The 19203-nt window shown below is 57.3% G+C and carries 18 protein-coding genes and 1 pseudogene; 4 read left to right on the forward strand and 15 right to left on the reverse strand.

What is annotated here, in order from left to right; genetic code table 11:
• The 4 genes from WC859_09825 to bioB form a co-directional block, all read right to left on the reverse strand.
• On the reverse strand, positions 1-530 hold a 530-nt coding region (locus WC859_09825; protein MFA5976444.1), incomplete at its 3' end, for an aminotransferase class I/II-fold pyridoxal phosphate-dependent enzyme.
• Between the two features lies 1 nt (position 531).
• The gene (locus tag WC859_09830) at positions 532-1503 is read right to left on the reverse strand and encodes a beta-ketoacyl-[acyl-carrier-protein] synthase family protein (protein MFA5976445.1); all 972 of its coding nucleotides are present in this window, start codon (positions 1501-1503) and stop codon (positions 532-534) included.
• A gap of 180 nt (positions 1504-1683) precedes the next feature.
• A complete protein-coding gene (locus tag WC859_09835) occupies positions 1684-2406 on the reverse strand; it encodes an SDR family NAD(P)-dependent oxidoreductase (protein MFA5976446.1) in 723 nt (240 codons plus the stop codon).
• Positions 2403-3425, reverse strand: coding sequence for a biotin synthase BioB (bioB, locus tag WC859_09840; GenBank protein ID MFA5976447.1), 1023 nt, complete (start codon positions 3423-3425; stop codon positions 2403-2405). Before bioB ends, WC859_09835 begins: the two co-directional genes overlap by 4 nt.
• An 82-nt stretch (positions 3426-3507) precedes the next feature.
• On the opposite strand from bioB, the gene WC859_09845 reads away from it, so the two are divergent.
• Positions 3508-3828, forward strand: a complete 321-nt coding sequence (locus WC859_09845) for an acylphosphatase (protein ID MFA5976448.1) — start codon at positions 3508-3510, stop codon at positions 3826-3828.
• Positions 3829-3835: 7 nt separating this feature from the next.
• On the opposite strand, the gene argS is transcribed toward WC859_09845, so the two are convergent.
• From argS to WC859_09870, 5 genes are all read right to left on the reverse strand, one after another.
• On the reverse strand, positions 3836-5497 hold the full coding sequence (argS, locus tag WC859_09850) for an arginine--tRNA ligase (GenBank protein ID MFA5976449.1): 1662 nt from the start codon (positions 5495-5497) through the stop codon (positions 3836-3838).
• 193 nt (positions 5498-5690) lie between these two features.
• The gene (gene rsfS, locus WC859_09855; GenBank protein ID MFA5976450.1) at positions 5691-6074 is read right to left on the reverse strand and encodes a ribosome silencing factor; all 384 of its coding nucleotides are present in this window, start codon (positions 6072-6074) and stop codon (positions 5691-5693) included.
• The gene (locus WC859_09860; GenBank protein ID MFA5976451.1) at positions 6068-7306 is read right to left on the reverse strand and encodes an LCP family protein; all 1239 of its coding nucleotides are present in this window, start codon (positions 7304-7306) and stop codon (positions 6068-6070) included. Before WC859_09860 ends, rsfS begins: the two co-directional genes overlap by 7 nt.
• Positions 7303-7890 (reverse strand): nicotinate-nucleotide adenylyltransferase, encoded by a 588-nt coding sequence (gene nadD / locus WC859_09865; GenBank protein MFA5976452.1) that lies wholly within the window; start codon positions 7888-7890, stop codon positions 7303-7305. Before nadD ends, WC859_09860 begins: the two co-directional genes overlap by 4 nt.
• A gap of 42 nt (positions 7891-7932) precedes the next feature.
• Positions 7933-9201, reverse strand: coding sequence for a glutamate-5-semialdehyde dehydrogenase (locus WC859_09870; protein ID MFA5976453.1), 1269 nt, complete (start codon positions 9199-9201; stop codon positions 7933-7935).
• An 81-nt stretch (positions 9202-9282) separates the two neighbouring features.
• On the opposite strand from WC859_09870, the gene WC859_09875 reads away from it, so the two are divergent.
• Positions 9283-10296 (forward strand): thioredoxin domain-containing protein, encoded by a 1014-nt coding sequence (locus WC859_09875; protein ID MFA5976454.1) that lies wholly within the window; start codon positions 9283-9285, stop codon positions 10294-10296.
• A gap of 6 nt (positions 10297-10302) precedes the next feature.
• On the opposite strand, the gene WC859_09880 is transcribed toward WC859_09875, so the two are convergent.
• Both WC859_09880 and WC859_09885 read right to left on the reverse strand, forming a co-directional pair.
• Positions 10303-10836 carry a C40 family peptidase gene (locus WC859_09880; protein ID MFA5976455.1) on the reverse strand — a complete coding sequence of 178 codons (534 nt, stop codon included), beginning with the start codon at positions 10834-10836 and terminating at the stop codon, positions 10303-10305.
• Positions 10837-10887: 51 nt separating this feature from the next.
• Positions 10888-12981: pseudogene (locus tag WC859_09885) on the reverse strand (AAA family ATPase).
• Between the two features lie 118 nt (positions 12982-13099).
• Between WC859_09885 and WC859_09890 the strand changes: the two are divergent.
• Positions 13100-13435 carry a ribonuclease G gene (locus WC859_09890; GenBank protein ID MFA5976456.1) on the forward strand — a complete coding sequence of 112 codons (336 nt, stop codon included), beginning with the start codon at positions 13100-13102 and terminating at the stop codon, positions 13433-13435.
• A 14-nt stretch (positions 13436-13449) separates the two neighbouring features.
• Here WC859_09890 and ispG read toward each other — a convergent pair whose 3' ends face one another.
• Together ispG and WC859_09900 are read right to left on the reverse strand one after the other, a co-directional pair.
• Positions 13450-15615 (reverse strand): (E)-4-hydroxy-3-methylbut-2-enyl-diphosphate synthase, encoded by a 2166-nt coding sequence (gene ispG / locus WC859_09895; GenBank protein MFA5976457.1) that lies wholly within the window; start codon positions 15613-15615, stop codon positions 13450-13452.
• Positions 15616-15634: 19 nt separating this feature from the next.
• On the reverse strand, positions 15635-17005 hold the full coding sequence (locus WC859_09900) for a hypothetical protein (protein ID MFA5976458.1): 1371 nt from the start codon (positions 17003-17005) through the stop codon (positions 15635-15637).
• A gap of 146 nt (positions 17006-17151) precedes the next feature.
• Between WC859_09900 and greA the strand changes: the two genes are divergently transcribed.
• Positions 17152-17625, forward strand: coding sequence for a transcription elongation factor GreA (gene greA, locus WC859_09905; GenBank protein ID MFA5976459.1), 474 nt, complete (start codon positions 17152-17154; stop codon positions 17623-17625).
• On the opposite strand, the gene WC859_09910 is transcribed toward greA, so the two are convergent.
• Together WC859_09910 and WC859_09915 are read right to left on the reverse strand one after the other, a co-directional pair.
• Complete coding sequence (locus WC859_09910; GenBank protein MFA5976460.1) at positions 17622-18017, reverse strand: hypothetical protein; 396 nt, start codon at positions 18015-18017, stop codon at positions 17622-17624. The genes greA and WC859_09910 overlap by 4 nt on opposite strands.
• Before the next feature lie 43 nt (positions 18018-18060).
• Positions 18061-19203 (reverse strand): MFS transporter (locus tag WC859_09915; GenBank protein MFA5976461.1); only part of this gene is annotated, 1143 nt, incomplete at its 5' end.

The raw sequence follows: 19203 nt of genomic DNA on the forward strand, positions 1-19203 counted from the left end.
AAAAGGCTCTCCGTCACAAGCAGGCGACGGCGATACGAGATGGTTCGCCGGAGGAGTTTCTCGGCATCGGAGGGGTCGCCATGGCGGTACACAAAAAGCCGCGCCCCCGACAGGCGCGCCGCATCGATCAAGGAAGCGTGGCAAAGACGATCCAGAATAATCGCATCGCCGGGCCCGACCACTGACGTCACCACGCCGATATTCGTCATATAACCGGTTGGAAATACCAGCGCCGCCGGTGCACCGAGGAACGCGGCCAGCGCGGACTCCAGCGTTTCATGGAGGATCAAAGAACCGCTGATCAGCCGCGAGGAGGTCGCTCCAGCGCCCCAGGTGGATAACGCCTGCTGGGCCGCCGCCAACACGCGCGGGTGACGCGCCAGGCCCAGGTAATTGTTCGACGAGAAATTCAGGAATGTCCGTCCGCTAACGGTCAGCTGCGCGCCTTGCGCCCGGGACACCATCCGAAGCGCGCGCTTCAGCGACCGTTTTTCCAAATCCGCCAGTTCCTCTGCCAGAAAGTTCAGCATGTTAAGACGCGCTCACCGCCAAAGCTCCGATCGGCCCGCCAAATCCAAAGGACAAGGACATCGCATGCTCCAACCGCGCGGCATGTCCCTGCCGCGGCGTATAATTCAACGGGCATTCCGGATCCGGATGCTCCAGAGTCGCTGTCGGCGGGACAAACTGGTTTCGCAGGGCCAGCACCGTAAAGGCAAACTCCACGCTTCCGGCCGCGCCCAGCAAATGCCCGGTGCCGGCCTTGGTCGCTGAGATCTGGAGCCGGTCCGCCCAGCGGCCGAACGCTTTCAGGATGGCTCGCGTTTCAATCCGGTCGTTCAAGCGGGTGGCGGTACCGTGCGCGTTCACGTGCTGGAGCTGCTCCGGCTGAAGCTGCGCCTTCCGAAGACAGGCCGTGATGACCTGAGCAATCCGTTGCCCGTTGGAGTTAAACGCCACCGCGCTGTGAGCATCCGCTCCCATCGCCCAACCGGATAAACACGCCTGAACCGGCTGTCCCCTCTGCCGTGCATGTTCAGCGGACTCTAGAACTACAACCCCGGCCCCGGCTCCCATCCCAAACCCGGAACGGTCCCGGTCAAAGGGACGCGTCACACCGTCGGCGCTTAAGACCCCCATCCGCTCAAACCCCGCGGCGATGAAGGGGTGCGGCTCCGGCTCAACCGAGCCGGCAACCACCGCATCGCACAAGCCTTGCTTGATCCAGGAACCGGCCAGCGCGATCGCATAAGCGCCGGTCGCGCAGGCGGCAACCACGTTGCGGGATTCCCCCGCCATTCCGAAATGCAGGCGTATGGATTCATTCACCCGCTCCGGAGGAAAAACATTAAATACGTTATCTTGAAAGAGGGGTTTCGAAACGCTGACGGTGCAACCCAGGCGATCAGGGTCTATGCCCTGGAGCGCCTGCCCATCCCAGAAACCGGCGTCCCGCAAGGCTTCTTCGACCGCTTGTTGAGCTAAGGAAAGAGCACCTTTCAATCCGTTGTTCTTTTCCGTCATCCCCCGCGGTAGTAGGCGGGGGATCCAAGCATTACGGCAGGATGGATTCCCCCCCAGTGGCCGAGGGGAATGACGGCAGAGATTTTCCCAATTGGCCACGACCCCTTTCCCAAGGGGACTGCAAACACCCAGGCCGGTGATTGCGACAGAGGGATTCATTCAGGGAAGCCGGGAATCCACGTTAATGATCTGCCCGGAGATGCTTTCGTTCGCGGCCAGTTCCAGGACCATCCGCGTCAAATCATCCAGACGAGTCGAATGACCAAGCACATGTTCTGCCTGGATGCGCTTCCGGACTTCCTCCGGCAATACGTCTCCCATGGCGGTCTCATGGAAACCGGGGCAGACCGCATTGACCCGGATACTGAACCGCCCCAGCTCAACAGCCGCGGCGCGGGTCAAGGCGACCACCGCGGCCTTCGATGCCGCGTAGTTGGCCGCTCCGACAGACGGGCGGAAAGCCAGGTAGGAAGCGATATTGATGATGGATCCGTTTTCCTCGCGCGCCATGACGCGAGCCGCCGCCCGGAGGCACCGAAACACGCCGTTCAAGTTGGTATCGATCACGTCGGACCATTCCTCGTCGGACATTTTGAGCAGGGTTCGGTTCCGGGAGAGACCGGCGTTATTAATCAACACATCCAGGTGGCCCCAGCGCGACAAAACCGCATCGATCATCTCCCCCACCGCTTGCGAATTGCGTACATCGCACGGAAAGGCTTCCGACGTTCCACCGGACTTCTGGATCGCCTGGACAACCGTTTCCGCCCGGGCTTTTTCCTTTTGATAATTCACCGCCACCGCATAGCCGGCGTGCGCAAAAGCCAGCGCCAGTTCCCTGCCAAGACCGCGGGACGCGCCTGTAATCAAGACGGTTTTCATTTCAGGACCACCTGAGGGACCGGTGCGGGCGCATCGTCCGGGAGCGCATGCCCTTCAATCGCAAAACCCATGTCCCGGATCATGGCCAGATCGTCCTCTGCCGGCTGACCTTTGGTCGTCAGGTAATCGCCGATGAAGATGGAGTTCGCCACATAGAGTCCCAGCGACTGCAGAGAACGCAGATGAATTTCACGGCCCCCGGCGATCCGAAGCGAGGCGCGCGGATTCAGAAAGCGAAACAGACAGAGGATGCTCAAGCACCGGGTGGGGGTGAGGGTTGTCTGGTGCGCCAGGAGGGTTCCTTCGATCGGCATGAGAAAGTTCACAGGGAGAGACTCCACGTCGAGTTCCCTCAGCGCATAGGCCAGATCCAGAATGTCATCCGGCGTTTCCCCCATCCCGACCAAAGCCCCGCTGCAGGCCGACAAGCCGGCCTGACGGATCCCCTGAAGGGTGGAAAGACGGTCCGTATAGGAATGGGTCTGGCAAATGTTCCCGTAATAATGCTCGCTCGTATTCAGGTTGTGGTTGACGGCATCTACCCCGGCGGTTTTCAACGCCTCCGCCTCGTCTTTGGACAAGAATCCGAGACAGCAGCATAACTCAAGTTGAGGATAACGCTCTCGAACGGCCTTGGCACACACGACCATCTGTTCCAGCTCCCGGGGAGCCGGACTCCGTCCGGAAGCGACCAGGCACAAACGCCCGGCCTGCAGCTCAAGCGCGCGCCCCGCTTTATGAAGCACCTCCTCGACGGAGAGCCAGGGGTACTTCTGGATCGGCGCCTGGGATTGTTTGGATTGGGAACAGTAATGACAATCCTCGGAGCAGAGACCGCTTTTGGTGTTCAGCAGATAATTCAGTCGGACACGGTTTCCGAAGAAGCGCCGCCGGACCCGATAAGCCGCCGCCACCAAAGCCGGAATCTGATCCGGCCCGGCGTCCAACACAGCGTGCGCCTCCGGACGCAACAACGCTGTTCCAGCTAATGATTTTTCGGCCAACAGGTTCCAATTCATGCTCAAGCTCCTTGGGTTGTCAACCGATTATAAGAGTTTCGGTTAACAGACGGAAGCCATCTGGATTAGTATAATTTTACTCATGCGACGGTTTCTGTCTAACCTGATGGGAGTGGGACCACGGGCCCGCGCGTACATTCGGATCCGGGGACGCGTTTATGAGGGTGGGTATCATTTTCACGTCGAATCACGGGCACGTTGCCGGGCTCTGAAAGGATGGATGCGGATTCACAACTTACCGATAGAAAGCGTAATCGAGATGGAAGTCGAAGGAACCCGCTATCGGATTGAACGCTTTCTGGAAGACCTGCAAAAGGGCCCGGGGGCCGCCAAAGTTTACAAAGCCGATGTCCAATGGAAGACGGACAAAAACGAATTCCGCGATTTCCGCTCCCATCTATAAAATCCGGTTACATGCTCTCCGGAGTGCTTACACCCAGTAAATGCAACCCGAGACGCAGCACCTGACGGACCGCATCCAGTAAAACCAGCCGCGCGGAACTCAAACCCGCATCCTCCCCCAATACCCGGTGATGATCGTAAAAATGATGGAATTGACGACAGAGCATCAGCAGATACGTCGCCAGCGGATGAGGGGAATCCTCCTGCGCGCAAACGCGCAGCGTCTGAGGGAAAAGCGCCAGGCGCTTCATTAACTCGCGCTCTTCCTTTTCAATCAGGAGATGTAGGGGCGGACCGCTGTCCGCCCGGCCACGGGGCGCCCCGGGCGATTCCGCCTGCCGGAAAATGGAACAGATCCGCGCGTGGGCATACTGCAAATAGTAAACGGGATTGTCGTTCGTATGCTTCTTGGCCAGTTCCAGGTCGAAATCAAAAGCCGTGTTGGGCCCTCGCATCGCAAAAAAGAACCGGCAGGCATCCTTGCCGACTTCTTCCAGCACCTCGCGTAACATGATAAAGTCCCCGGAGCGTTTAGACATGGAAACCGGCGCCCCGCCGCGGGAGAGCGAAACGAGCTGGTAGAGCAGGATATGCAGCTTCTCCGGATCATGGCCAAGCGCCTGCATCGATCCCTTGACCCGGGCCACATATCCGTGATGATCAGCGCCCCAGACATCAATCAGCCGGTCAAAACCGCGCTCGAACTTGTCGGCATGGTAGGCGATATCCGTCGCGAAATACGTCCATCGCCCATCCCGGCGACGTAAGACCCGGTTTTTGTCCCGATTTTCCTCTTCTTTTTCCCCGGGCGCCACAAACCAGACCGCGTCTTCATATTCTTGCACAAATCCATGCTGCTGAAGCGCCGCGATATGTTTCTCCACCAATTTCTTTTCCACCAGGCTCTGCTCGCTGAACCACGAGTCAAAGCGCACCCCGAAATCCTCCAGATCCTTCTGAATGTCCTGCTGCATCGCGTGCAGCGAAAACTGGATGATTTTCGCCAGATCATCGGCATCCCCGGCGTGCTCCAGATACTGCTTGGCGATATCGCGCACGTAATCGCCGTGATATCCCTCGACGGGAAGCGTGAAGGGTTTCCCCTGCATTTCCAGGCACCGGGCGCGGACCGACTCCCCGAGTAACTGGACCTGATTGCCGGCATCATTGATGTAGTATTCGCGCGACACGGGGTAACCGAGATGCGCCAGGATGAGCGCCAGGGAATCGCCCAGCGCCGCGCCCCGGCCATGGCCGACATGCAACGGACCGGTCGGATTGGCGGAGACAAATTCAATGAGAATCTTCTTTTTGGGGTCAGGGATTGTCTTGAATCGCCCATAACCGGTTTGCGTCTTCTGGATTTCTTCCACTTCCTGATGAAGGCGTGCCACGGTATAGCGGAAATTCAAAAAACCGGCCCCGGCGATCCGGACATCTTCGATCAGGAGATTGGAAACGCTCAGCAAGGCTTGCAGTTCCTGCGCAATCGCGCGGGGAGCCTTCTTGAGCGTTTTGGCCAGCAGCATGGCCACGTTGCAGGCGACATCGCCTTCGATGCCGGCCGGCGGTTCTTCCAGCATATAGGGCGGTAAGGCCGCCAGCCCCTGGGCCTTGGCCCAGGGCGTCAGTTGGTCATCAACAAACCGGCGAACATCGTCCAAAATCATTTTCGTTTCCTCTGTTGGATACCACACCGTTTGGCGGTACCCTCACCCGCGTCTCTCCCGTTGGTCGGCCTTGCCCTCTCCCTCAGCAGGGAGAGGGGAGAGATACTTGCCGAGAGACTCGTACTCCCTCCCCCTGCGGAGGGGGAGGGCTGGGGTGAGGGCAAGATACCATCGGCCTCGTACCGGCGGAGTTTCATTTCTGTTTTCGTCGTTTCCCCGGGACTGTGTCTTGCCAGGCCACGGATTTCGGTTTTTCCCACATTTGTTCCAGACGATAAAGGGCCCGCGCCTCCGGCATCAGAATATGAACCAGCAGATCCCCATAGTCCAGGGCCACCCACCGTTGCGCGTCCCGGCCATCCTGATGCAGCGGTTGAACCCCTTTGTCCCCGAGGACTTCCTTCACGTGATTGGAAATCGCCCGCAGTTGGGGGGTGGACTCCGCGCCCGCCAGCATCACATAATCGGTCACATCGCTTTCCGAACGAAGGTCCAGCACTTTAATGTCCACCGCCTTTTTATCCGACGCCGCTTGAGCGGCCAGACAGGCCAGGCGCCGGCCCCGGCGGCTTACCATGGCCACTTCTTATCGGAAATCTGGTAATCGTTGCCGATGATGACCGACACATCCACCTGCCGGGCCGGCTCAACACGACTGACCACTTCCGGGCTGACGGACTTCAAGACCAGCGCCACCGCCTGAGCCGGGCGCAAACGGCCGGAACGGTCGATCACCAGCGTCCGTTGCTGACGGGTCGAGAAATTGCCAAAAAGAACAACATCAAACCCATTATGGCGCAACAACTGCACGACCGATCGTGCGGCATTCGGCCGGCTGGAAGCGTTCCACACCTCCACCGTGCCTGTCACAGGGAGATCGTTTTTGGAACGAATCCCGCGATCCGCCGGCGAGAAACCCTGCGGAGCCGAGGTCTGCATCAGCGCCACGATCCGTTGGGTATTTTCCGGGTTCATTTTCCATAAATTTCCGCTGGGACTCCCCGGCAGGGAAAAGAGTCTGAGATTATTCCACTTCACCCGGCTCCCTTCCATCAGCATCACGGCCATGTCCCAGAAAGAAATATTCGTATGAAAACCGGACAGAACCATCTTCGTATAACTCGGAAAACGCCAAAGGGTCGTCGGATTTTTAAGCCGTTTGATAAGTTCCTTCACAAAAAGCTGCTGGCGAAGGACGCGCCCCTGATCCGCGCTGCCCCCGCGAAATCGGACATATTCCAGAGCGCGTTTGCCGTCCAGAAGATAAGGCTCGGGCCGGGGATCAAAATGGATATGCAGATTCCCCCAGTTGTCGTCGTAATGCATGGGCTCGGTCACCCGGACATAGACTCCCCCCAACGCATCGATCAGTGCACGAAATCCCTGGTAATTGATCGTGAAGAAGAAGGGAATATCCACGCGCACAGTACCGCTGGAGAGCAGCGTCTCCAACTCCTTTTTCAGCGTCAACGAAGCGATTTCAAAGTTTCGGCCGGAATGTTTGAACTCGTAGGTGAAAATCTCATTGACGCGGTGAACCCCCGGCCGGGAAGGGCTATGGACCATCGTGTCGCGAGGAATGGACATCACGTCGAGAAAACGGCTCTTCGGGTCATAGGAAATAAACATGAGGGTGTCCGAGTGGCGCGCGTAATCCTCATAATCCACTCCGGCGAGCATCCCATTGATACGCTGCCCGCTCCGGAGCATTCGGGCCACGGGGCTGCACCAATTCAAAATCATGGTCACCAGCGCGAAAAACAAACAGATGCTCAGGACGGAAATTGCGAACCAGCGGCCCCGGTTCATACGGATCCCTTCCCTCGATACAACCGGTGACGCTGGATGTAGCGGGCAACCGCCTCAGGAACGTGGTAGCGGATCGAACCGCCCGCCCCCACTCGATAGCGGATCTCCTGGCTGGCCATTGCCACGGGAGGCGAGTGGATCAACCGGGTTTTGCGACGCAAGAGGGCCGGGAGCGAACCCCAGGGTTTTTCCGGCCGTTCGGCAATCAGAAAGGAACAGCGGTCCAGCAAGGCCGCACCCGAACGCCACGTATGAATCCGACTCAGGGAGTCCGACCCCATCAGAAAAAACCATTCATGACGGCGGTCCTGAAGAAAGTAATCCAGCGTCTCACAGGTATACACGGACCGCTCCTGGCGCGCCTCCCAATCGCTGACTTGAAAAAAAGGATTCCCTCGAACCGCCAGCCGGATCATGGCCAGCCGGTGATGGGCACTGATCAAAATCTCTTGCTTGTGTGGAGGATGGCCGGCGGGGATAAAAAGGACTCGCCCCAGTTGAAACTGCACGCGCGCCGATTCGGCCAGAATCAGATGTCCGAGATGGATGGGATTAAAGGTTCCGCCGAATAAGGCAATCTTCATGGTTCGGCTGTGCTCACCATGATCCTGAGCAAGGTCGAAGGATCATTCGCGGATTTGTCCGGTTCCCCTGACAATGTACTTGGTGGTGGTGAGTTCCCGGGCACCCATGGTCCCGCGGGCGTGCAGCTTCCGTGTCGAGATCCCGATCTCCGCTCCAAGGCCAAACACCCCGCCGTCGTGCAAACGCGTAGAGACGTTATGCATCACCGCCGCGGAATCCACCGTTCCCAGAAACTGCCGGGCGTGATCCGCGTTTTCCGTGACGATCGCATCGGAATGCCCTGAGCCGTAGCGATGGATGTGCTCGATCGCCTGATCCAGGCTGTCGACCACGCGGATCGAGACGATCAAATCCAAATATTCCGTCCGCCAATCCTCTTCCGTGGCGGGCATGGCGCTCGGGATCTGCTGGCAGGTCATGGGATCTCCGCGGATTTCCACCTTGGCGGCCTCGTAAGCACGGGCGATGGCCGGTAAAAATTGGCCCGCCACTTTTCGGTGGACCAAAAGGGTTTCCATCGCATTGCAGACCCCTGGCCGCTGCACTTTGGCGTTAAACGCAATGCGCTCCGCCATAGCCAGGTCGGCGTTCTCATCGACATACACGTGACAGACGCCCTTTCCGTGGCCGAGAACCGGGACGGACGCATTCTTCATGACGTGCTGGATCATCTCCTCCGATCCCCGCGCGATCACCAGATCCACCAGCTGGTTTAAGCGAATCAACTCCATAATGCTTTCCCGGTTGGTGTCTTCCAACAGTTGAATCGCCCCGTCAGGAATTTTCGCGGCCTGGGCCGCCTTGATGAGCACATGGACCAGAGCGCGATTGGAATTGATCGCTTCAGACCCCCCGCGCAAAAGCACCGCGTTGCCTGACTTTAAGCAAAGCGCGGCCGCCTCGACCGTCACATTCGGGCGGGACTCATAAATCATGGCAAGCACACCCAGAGGGACACGGACTTTCTCAATCTGAATGCCGCTCGGCCTTTTCCAGGTTTCAAGGATTTCCCCCACCGGATCGGCCTGGCCAGCGATTTCTCTTAAACTTTGCGCCATCCCTTCGACACTTTCTGGAGTCAATTTTAAGCGATCGATCAACGCGCTGTTCAATCCCGCCTGGGTAGCGGCTTCCACGTCGATTTCGTTATGAAAAAGGATGTCTTTAGACGCGGCCGTTAAAGCCTCCGCCATCGACTCCAGGGCGCGCTTCTTGTCATCAGCGGCGAGAAGCATTAAACGGCGACTGGCGGCTTTGGCCAAAAGAGCCTGCCGCGTCACCCGCTCGGCGATCGGAGAGAGAGAAGTCATATCGACTCCGATTCTACAAAAATTCCTTGTGCCGAACCGACGCAGGGACCAATAAGCTAAGATAGTTTGAGGAGGATCCGCATGTTGAAAAAGTTTTATCTGTTGATTGTGACGGTGGGGCTGTCCAGCGGGGTGGCATCCGCCCAGAGCGCCGACACCCAGAAGGCGATGGCGCGCATTGGCCAAACCGTTTTGACGGAGACCCAGATGCGCAACGACTTAGGGGTCGCTCTCTACGAAGCGGAGAATACTCTCTATCAGGTTGAAAAGAACTGGATTGATCAGCAGGCCAAGGTTCTGCTTTTTCAGCGAGCCGCCACCGAGGCGGGTTTAGCCGTGGAAGCCTGGCGGGCCCGCGAAATCGACGGGGCCGTCACGCCGCCGTCTCAAACGGAGATCCATCAGCTCCTGGAGCGTGTTCCGGCCAACCAGCGCGCGTCGACCGAGACGGTGCATCAGGCCACGCAACAACTCACTTACCAGAAACGATTACAAAAGGAAAATGAACTTTATCAGCAACTCTCAGCAAAATATCCGATTGAGGTTTTTCTTTCCAAGCCGGTCCCCCCGCACATTAACGTATCGTATGCGCCGGATGACCCGGCGAAAGGCCGCCCAAACGCCCCGGTGACCATTCTGGAATTCACCGATTTCCAATGTCCCTACTGCAAGCGGGCTCAGGAAACCCTTCTTCGGGTGGAGGCCGCTTATCCCAACCAGGTAAAAATCGTGGCCCGACAATACCCTCTTCCTTTTCATAACCGCGCCAAAGCCGCCTCAGAGGCCGCGCTTTGCGCCAAGGAACAGGGAAAATTCTGGGAGATGCGCGAGAAGCTCTTTGAAAAACAGCAGCTAGAAGATGCGGATTTCAAGCGTTATGCACAGGAGCTCCGCTTAGACGGGAAAAAATTCGACCACTGTCTGACGGACCATCGCATGGCGGCGCGCATCGACGCGGACGTGGCCGATGGACAGCGTTTCGGGGTGCGCGGAACGCCTCATTTCTTCGTCAACGGCCAGCCGATCAACGGCGCCCAACCGTATGAAGCTTTTGATCAGGCGATCAAGGATGCTCTTGCGGCAAAAAAGAAATAGGGGCGGCTAGTAAAGCCGTCGGGCGCCGGCGTAATGAAGCTGGAAGTAAGGATCGGAGAGGGCGGTGACGGTCACCCCGTGCTTGTGGCTGGAGGCATGAACAAATTTGTTCCGGCCGGCGTAAACCCCCACGTGAGAAATACCCCGACGGTATGTATTCTTAAAGAAGACCAGATCTCCCGGACGCAACTCGCTCATTTTCACCGACTTGCCGCTCTTGTAGAGCGCGTTGCTGGCTCTCGGGATCTTTTTCAACTTTAAATCCGCATAGACTCGATTCACCAGCCCGGAACAATCTAATCCCTTTTTGGAGCTCCCCCCAAACTTATAACGGGTTCCTTTATAGTGAAGGGCGCGCTCCACGATTTGTCGTCCATTTTTCGTCGGGGGTGCACTCTCTGCCGGTACCAGTGCTGAGCTGGACCGGGACGAACCCATCATCAGCCAGGGATGATGGGAGCGATGTTCCGTATATCCTGAAACAGGAATAAGGAGTCCTGCGAGTACAGTGAATAGAGATAGAGTTCTGGCTTTTTTCATGGTGGCATTTAGGTGTACCGTAAAAGCCGCGGGAAGTCAATGGAAGAGTGTTTACTGAATTAAAAAAACAAGAGGGGCGCCGTCCCGTCCCGAATCGACCTTCACAGAAGATCCTTCCTGGATTTCCCCTCCAACGACTTTCCGGGCTAACGGATCCAGAACCAACCGCTGCAGGGCCCGCTTCAGAGGACGCGCGCCAAAAGCAGGGTCAAAGCCTTCCCGGGCGATGGCGGCTTTCGCGCCATCGGTCACCTTCAGAGTAATGCGCTTATCCTGTAAACGTTTGGCCACTTGCTTCAGCTGAAGTTCAATGATCTGCGAAAGCTGCTTGGGAGTGAGCCGCCGGAAAATCACGATTTCATCGATCCGGTTGAGGAACTCCGGACGGAAATGCGCCTTGAGCGTCTCCTGAATACGTGTTTTGATCTGCTCGATATTCTTTTCTTCCTGAATCCAGTTGGAACCGATGTTGGACGTCATCAGAACGAGGGCGTTGCGGAAGTCTACGGTGCGGCCCTGGCCGTCGGTCAACCGGCCGTCATCGAGGATCTGAAGCAGGACATTAAAGACCTCGTGCGCGGCTTTCTCAATCTCATCCAACAGGATGACGCAATAGGGGCGCCGGCGGACCGCTTCCGTCAGCTGGCCCCCTTCTTCAAACCCGACATAACCGGGAGGCGCGCCGATGAGCCGCGCCACGGAATGCTTTTCCATGTACTCGGACATGTCGATGCGCACCAAGCTGCGCTCATCATCGAAAAGGTCCTCGGCCAGGGCTTTGGCCAGCTCCGTTTTGCCAACGCCGGTCGGCCCCAGAAAAATGAAACTGCCGATCGGCCGTCCGGGATCGGAAAGCCCGGAGCGGGAACGCCGGATCGCGTTGGCCACCACGTCAATCGCTTCGTCCTGCCCGATGACCCGCTGATGAAGCCGTGCCTCAATTTTCAGGAGCTTTTGCATCTCGGTTTCCAGCATTTTGGAAACGGGTATGCCCGTCCATTTGGAGACCACCTGGGCGATGTCCTCTTCATCCACTTCTTCCTTCAGCATCCGGTTCGATTTCTGGAGTTCTTCCAGTTTTTTGTTCAACTGATCCAGATGTTTCTGAACGTCCGGGGTTTTCCCATAGCGGATTTCGGAAGCCGTTCCCAGATCCCCCTCGCGTTCGGCTTTGGCCCCCGCGATCCGGTGTTCCTCCAACTGCTGTTTGGCCTGGCGGATGGCGGTAATGACTTCTTTTTCCTGCTGCCAATGGGCGCGAAGGCCCTTGGACTGCTCCTGCAGCTCCGTGATTTCTCTTTCCATTTTCTTGAGACGATCCACGCTCGGCCCACCCGAGGCGGCTTCTTTTTTGAGGGCGGTCCGTTCCATTTCGAGCTGGCGCAGGCGCCGCTCGACCGCATCCAGCTCCACCGGCATGGAATCCATTTCCATGCGTAGGCGGCTGGCGGCTTCATCCATTAAATCGATGGCTTTGTCCGGCAGGAACCGGTCGGCGATATAGCGATTGGACAGGACCGCGGCCGCGATCAAGGCGCTGTCCTTGATGCGCACCCCGTGGTGGATTTCGTAACGTTCCTTCAGGCCGCGAAGAATGGCGATCGCATCGTCAACCGAGGGTTGCCCGACGTAAACCGTCTGGAAACGGCGCTCGAGCGCCGCGTCTTTCTCGATATGCTTATGGTATTCATCGAGCGTGGTCGCCCCCACGCAGCGCAGCTCGCCACGGGCCAGCATCGGCTTTAACAGGTTGGCCGCATCCACCGCGCCTTCAGCGGCTCCCGCGCCGACCACGGTATGGAGCTCGTCGATAAAAAGAATAACGGCGCCCTGCGCCGCAGAGATTTCTTTCAAAACAGCCTTGAGGCGTTCCTCAAACTCCCCCCGGTACTTCGCCCCGGCGATCAGGGAACCCATGTCGAGCGCGATGACCCGTTTGTTTTTCAGGGTTTCAGGAACATCGCCTGCCACAATGCGCTGAGCGAGTCCTTCCACAATGGCGGTTTTCCCCACCCCGGGCTCTCCGATCAGGACCGGGTTGTTTTTCGTCCGGCGCGCCAGGACCTGGATGACCCGGCGAATTTCTTCATCCCGCCCGATGACCGGATCGAGCTTATTCTGGCGGGCGGCCTGGGTCAAATCCCGCCCGTACAGTTCGATGGCTGATAAGGTTTCTGGTGGCATATAGCTTATTCTAGCACTCTGATTATATAACTGCCAATTATCCTGGTGCAACTCCAGCCGCATCATGTACGATAAGGGCATGGAAAACACATCCGGTCATGGCATAGCAACGGTTGTCCCAGAGGAGATCAAACAATGGAGCTGGGGAGCTTTCCTGCTCAACTGGATCTGGGGGATTAGCAACGGGACCTATATTGCGTTACTCGCGCTGATCCCTTACGTCGGCTTCATTATGGCCATTGTTTTGGGTTTTAAAGGAAACGAGTGGGCCTGGCGGAATAAGCGCTGGGAGAGCGTCGAACAATTTCAACGCGTTCAGAAAAAATGGACTCTTTGGGGAGTAGGGCTCGTGGGCGGCCTTATTGGGTTATCTATTCTCGCAGCGCTGGCTATCCCTTTGCTGGTCCGACGTTAGCTTTCCATCTCAAATTAACGGGGATCCACCCACTTACCGTGGGTTTTGATGAGATCGATCAGACGCTGGTCAGCCTGATCGAAAGGAATCCCTTTTTCAACGCAGGTCCTTCCAACATAGAGGTTAATCCGGCCGGGGGCTCCTCCGACATAGCCAAAATCCGCGTCCGCCATTTCGCCGGGCCCATTAACGATGCACCCCATAATGGCGATCTTCACACCTTTAAGGTGACCGGTCTTCTGTTTGATCCGCTCCGCGGTGCTCTGTAAATCAAACAACGTCCGCCCGCAGGACGGGCAGGTCACAAACTCAGCTTTCGTGATGCGCACGCCAGCCGCCTGAAGCACGTTATAGAGAAGTTCCAGATCCTTGGCCGGTTCCTTCCCCTGCCCAGTCTGAACGCTGTCGCCAATCCCGTCGCAGAGGAGAGCCCCGAACGCGAGGGACGCCTGGAGGCGCTGTTCCTCAAAATTTGGATGTCCCGGTAGACGAAGATGAAAAGGGTAATCCGCTCCTTTCTGCCGTAAGAGCGCCGCCGCCAGACGGGTGTTGGCGATGAGGGCTTGCGCTGTTGGCAATCGGAAAGATAGGAGCAGGTTTTGGTTCCCTTCGCGCTCGCAACATTCGATCCCTTTCACCAGGTTGCGCGCCGGACCCAGAAAACCGGTATGACAGGGCCCTGACTCCAGGACAACCGTGACACCCGCCTCCCGGGCAGACCGGATAAAGACCCGAAACTGGTCGAGACGCTCAGCATCAGGGATCGAGCGCGGGCCGACGTAAGTAGCCGCGTGGACACCAGGAAGACCCTTCGTCATCGTCTGGAAATCGGTAAAACGGCCCCAAAAAGCCAGCCGCGTGGCCTCGGCACCCAGCGCACGACGAACGCTTTTCAAAAATTCCAGGGCCTTCTCGTCCGGAACCGGCCATTCCAGAATTTCAGGAACACTATCATTGTCGGAAGACCGTTGTTTCTCAAAAAAACGAAGAATTTCCTTGACCACCTTCTGGGGATCCGTTTGATCCCCCAGCCAGGGGGACACATCGCTGATGACCCGGACCGCGTTTTCGCCGCCGAGCATAAAGGGGCCGATCGGGATGGTGCGCGTCGTACGGCGGGCATAGTGGTAGAAATTGTCGACGTGGGAAAGGCCATTCAGGCCGTCATCGCGAGGAGCGGCTTCCGCCGCTTGGTCAGGAAGCCGCGACGTGGCGATCTGGCCTTGCGATGGCAGATTGCCACGCGCGCCTTTCCCATCAAACGAAGAGGCCGGCGCGCTCGCAATGACACCCATTGGCTGGTATGGTTTCGCAATCTGAAAAGCCACCGGCATCTCATACTCGGGGTCTTCCGTCAACGAGACGCGGATCGTATCGCCAATTCCGTCGCTGAGCAGGCTGCCGATTCCAATGACGGATTTTATGCGTCCATCCTCGCCATAACCGGCTTCCGTCACTCCCAGATGGAAGGGATAATCCATCCCCTCCTCCTGCAGGCGGACCACCAGGAGCCGGTAGGCGGCAATCATGACTTTCACGTTAGACGATTTCATTGAGAGGATCAGATCGTGGTAATCGTGCTTCCGGCAAATTCGCACAAACTCCAGCGCCGACTCCACCATTCCCTCCGGAGAATCCCCATAGCGGTTCAAAATCCTGTCGGAGAGCGACCCATGATTGGCCCCCAGACGCATGGCCCGTCCAAGGCTTTTGCATTTCAGAACGAGCGGGGTGAAACGTTCTTCAATGCGGACGAGTTCGGCGTGATACTCTTGGTCGGAATACTCTTTGATTTTGAACGTTTTCGAATCGGCATAATTGCCGGGGTTGACACGGATTTTTTCCACATGATCCGCTGCTTCCATCGCGCATTCCGGATTGAAATGGATGTCCGCGACGAGCGGAATCGCCGCATATCCTTTGGCGTTGAGCTGCCGGCGGATGTCCCCCAGCGCCCGGGCGTCCGCCAGGGTGGGAGCCGTCATGCGGACCATCTCGCAACCAGCCTGGACCATCCGGATGGCTTGGGCCACCGTTGCGTTCACGTCGGCGGTCGGCGTCGTGGTCATCGACTGGATACGGACAGGGTTTTCTCCTCCTACCCCGATCTTCCCCACCTTCACCACCCGCGTCTTTCGACGGTGATAATGAAAAAGGTCCGGGACAAACGGTCTATCCATATAATTAATTATAGCAGGGTCAGGGAATGGAGGGGCCGTTGACCACGGTCCAATACAAGGCCCAACGGTTCTTTTTTTCACGGTCAGCCACGATAACAGAGACCCGACCGGGTGCCAGCCCGACAAGCTGAGGAGTTGAAGGATTGATGAGGCGTTCGACGACCGCTTGCCCGACCTCCCCCAGGAGAGGCTGTGCGTTGGCGTCGACTTCCTGCACGTAAACACCGGAACCGCTGGAACGATTATCCAGCCAAGCAGCGAAAACACCGTCCCGCCCGTTATCCGCCAGCGCGACATGCCCCTGATCACTTCCAGCGGGAGCCAGCGGAAGCCCGAGGGGGTCAGGATCGACCGGCTTGCGCGATGAAAGGGACTCCGCGAATACCTGCCAATGGGTCTGGTTTCGATAGTCTTCCCACCCCATCCAAACCGTTCCTTCTCCATCTCCAAACAACGACGGGTTCCATTGATCGCTGTTCCCGAACGATAGAGGAACACCTTCCGGAGCCCAACGAAAATGGCCCGTGGCGGAAAGGGACTGCATAAAAAGACGGTTCGCTCCCGAGCGGGCCCCCAGCCAGGCGATGGCTGCGCCGCCGTCTCCTCCCGGCGACAGAAGCGGTCGCTCATGGGCCGCCCCAGCCGGCGCGGTGACCACGATCCCTTCCTCACCCCAGAGCCGATCGCCCTGATAATCCATCCGCTGGGATTGGATTTGAGAAGCGTTTTCACGAAAATCCTTCCAAGCCACAATCGCTCCCGCCTGACCATCGGTCACGACCGCCGGATTTCTTTGATCCGAAGGCCGGAGCGAAACGCGCAAACCCTCCGGACGCCACAAAAGGGTGCCGTCGGCGTTTACGTGCTGGGCGATCAGAACCTGGCGGGAGGCCATGCGTTTTTCAGACCAAACGACATAAGCTCCTCTTGCGGCATCCGACACCCCGGCAGGAGAGGCGCAACTCCCCGTCGAAAGCAGCACCGCAGGTTGTCCAGGCCAGAGGGGTTTTCCATCAGAGCTAAATCGTTGAGCGAAGAGTCCCGTGGCATTCGTCCAGGACAGGGCCAATCCACCCTGGCCATCCGGGAAAGCATCCCACGCGTCCGCGTCCGGCAACTGCTCGGCCAACAAATTCCCCGGCAAGCTCCAGAAAGCTTTTCCATCCGGCCCCACGCGCTGGGCCACAAGTGAAAATGCTCCATTCTGCTCATGCGTCCAGACCACGAAGAACCCGCCATGATCGTCCTCCAGACTCCGGTAAAGAAAGCGCCCGCTTTCTTCTACCCAGATGGGCGTACGGCCGGGAGAAGGGATCCGCCCCTGGCCATAAAGCAGGGCGGACATCCCCAGGAGGGGCAACACAAGGAAAGCTGATCTCCAGCGGTTCATTTTCCCCCGTCATCCCCCGCGGGTTCTGGCGGGGGATCTATACATCCATGGTGGATCCCCGGCCAGTGGCTGCCGGGGATGACGACTTTATATTATCAAACCTTTGCTTGACGGGTCCGAAAGGGCTCGACTATACTAACGTCGTTATGGACGAACAAATTTATATCACTCGACGGGGCTATCACAAACTTCAAGAGGCTATGGAAGCGCTGAAAAAGCGGCGGCCGTTGATCTCGCACGAAATCAAAGAGGCTCGCGAGAAAGGTGACTTAAAGGAAAACGCGGAGTATCACGCCGCCAAAGAAGAAATGGCGCATAACGAACGCCGCATTCAGGAAATTGAATTGAAGCTGGGAGGCGCCCGGATTTTAGAAGACCAGGGCGATCTTCCAACGGACAAAGCCTACATCGGCGCGACGGTGACCGTAACAGACGACACCCGCACTGAGATGCGCTATACCCTTGTGGATTCTTCCGAATCCGACCCGTCCAATGGCCTGATTTCCATTAGCTCTCCGATTGGCAAGAGCCTCCTCGGCCAGGCCATCGGGGCGATCGTGACCGTCCCGGTCGGCAAAAACGGTTACAAACTCACCATCACCGCCATCACCCGCGGCTAAAGACCCGACTTATAGGCCCCGATCCGAACCCGAATGTTTTCGGCGTGGTTCCCTTTTGGAAAACGCACCAAATAGTCTTCGTGTTTCTGAATCAGTTCAACCCGAGAAAGCCGATTTTCTTTATGAATACACTCCAGATAGCCGACATACGCATCTTCAGCAAACGATGAAGACGGGTATTGGTCAGCAACACGAATAAAGTAAGTCGCGGCGGTTGTGAGATTTTGCTTGATGTAATACCCCTGCCCCACGTAATACTCGACCGGCGGGACCCAGTTCGGATCCGGATGCTGATCCAGATAGCGCAACAGCAAGCCTCTTCTGACAACAACGCTACCGGCAACAAAACTCCCGGCCAGGATCGCGAAAATCAGAATGATTTTTTTGAGCATATTTCAATGTACAAAAATCATTTTTACTTTGCTAATCCGTCCATCAGGACAGATCCCGTATCTCGGGACGGATCACGTAAAGAATGGCCGTATAAAATCCCAGCAGACTTCCCTGAATCAGAAGCGTACGGGGCGCTCCGACATGGTTGGCCATCCAGCCTGCCAAAAGATTCCCGAAGGGCATCGTCCCTCCGAAACAAAAGATGAACAGGCTCACGGCACGTCCCCGGAGATGATCCGGGACAGAGGTCTGGACCAACGTATTGATCACGGAAGTAAAACTGACCATGGCGTATCCGGCGGCGACCAGGCAGAAAAGAGAAAAATAAAGACGGTGGGAAACGGAAAATCCAATACAGGCCAGAGAAAAGACCAGAACGGACATCAGAACATAATTGCCTTTCCTCGGAAAATCCGCCAGATAAGCCACCCGAAACCCGCCCAACACGGCGCCGGTCCCGAAAGCCCCCACCAGCCATCCCAGGCCAACGACTCCAATCCTGAGAATATCCCGGGCAAAAACAGGCAACAAGATGACCAGCGGGACCCCCAACAGACTCGTCATAGCCAAGGTCAGAAGCAGCCACAAGAGCGCTCGCGCACCACGCATGTAACGGAATCCGTCCGTCAGGTCTTTCCAAAAACCGGAAAAACCGCTTCCAACAGCAAGATGTTTGGGTTGTATTTGGATAAAGGAAAGGGCCGCGATCACCGCCAAAAAACTGACCGCATTGGCATAAAAACAACCAGCGGTTCCAAAAAAGGACAACCCCAACGCCCCAATCAGGGGGCCGATGGTTCGCGCAAAATTAAACTGAGCGGAATTCAGAGCAATCGCATTCGAAAGATTTTTGCGTTCAACCAACTCACCTAAAACGGCCTGGTAGACAGGCCAGGCAATCGATTGGGTCACGCCTGTACAAAACGAAAGCAGGATGATTTGCCACACCCTCACCCGATGGAACTGGGTTAAAACCGCCAGGAGAAGCGCTAATCCAAGAAAAACAACCTGTGTTCCTAGCAAGAGCCGCCGCCGGTTAAACCGGTCCGCGATGACGCCCCCCCAAAAAGCAAAAACAGAAAGCGGGATGGATGCGGCAAAACCGTCCAGCCCAAGATAAAAGGGGGAGTTGGACAGATCCAGCACCAGCCAGGCCTGGGCCAAACTCTGCATCCACGCTCCGAT

Source organism: Elusimicrobiota bacterium (assembly GCA_041660185.1).
Classification (GTDB): Bacteria; Elusimicrobiota; Elusimicrobia; order 2-01-FULL-59-12; family 2-01-FULL-59-12; genus JBAZWU01.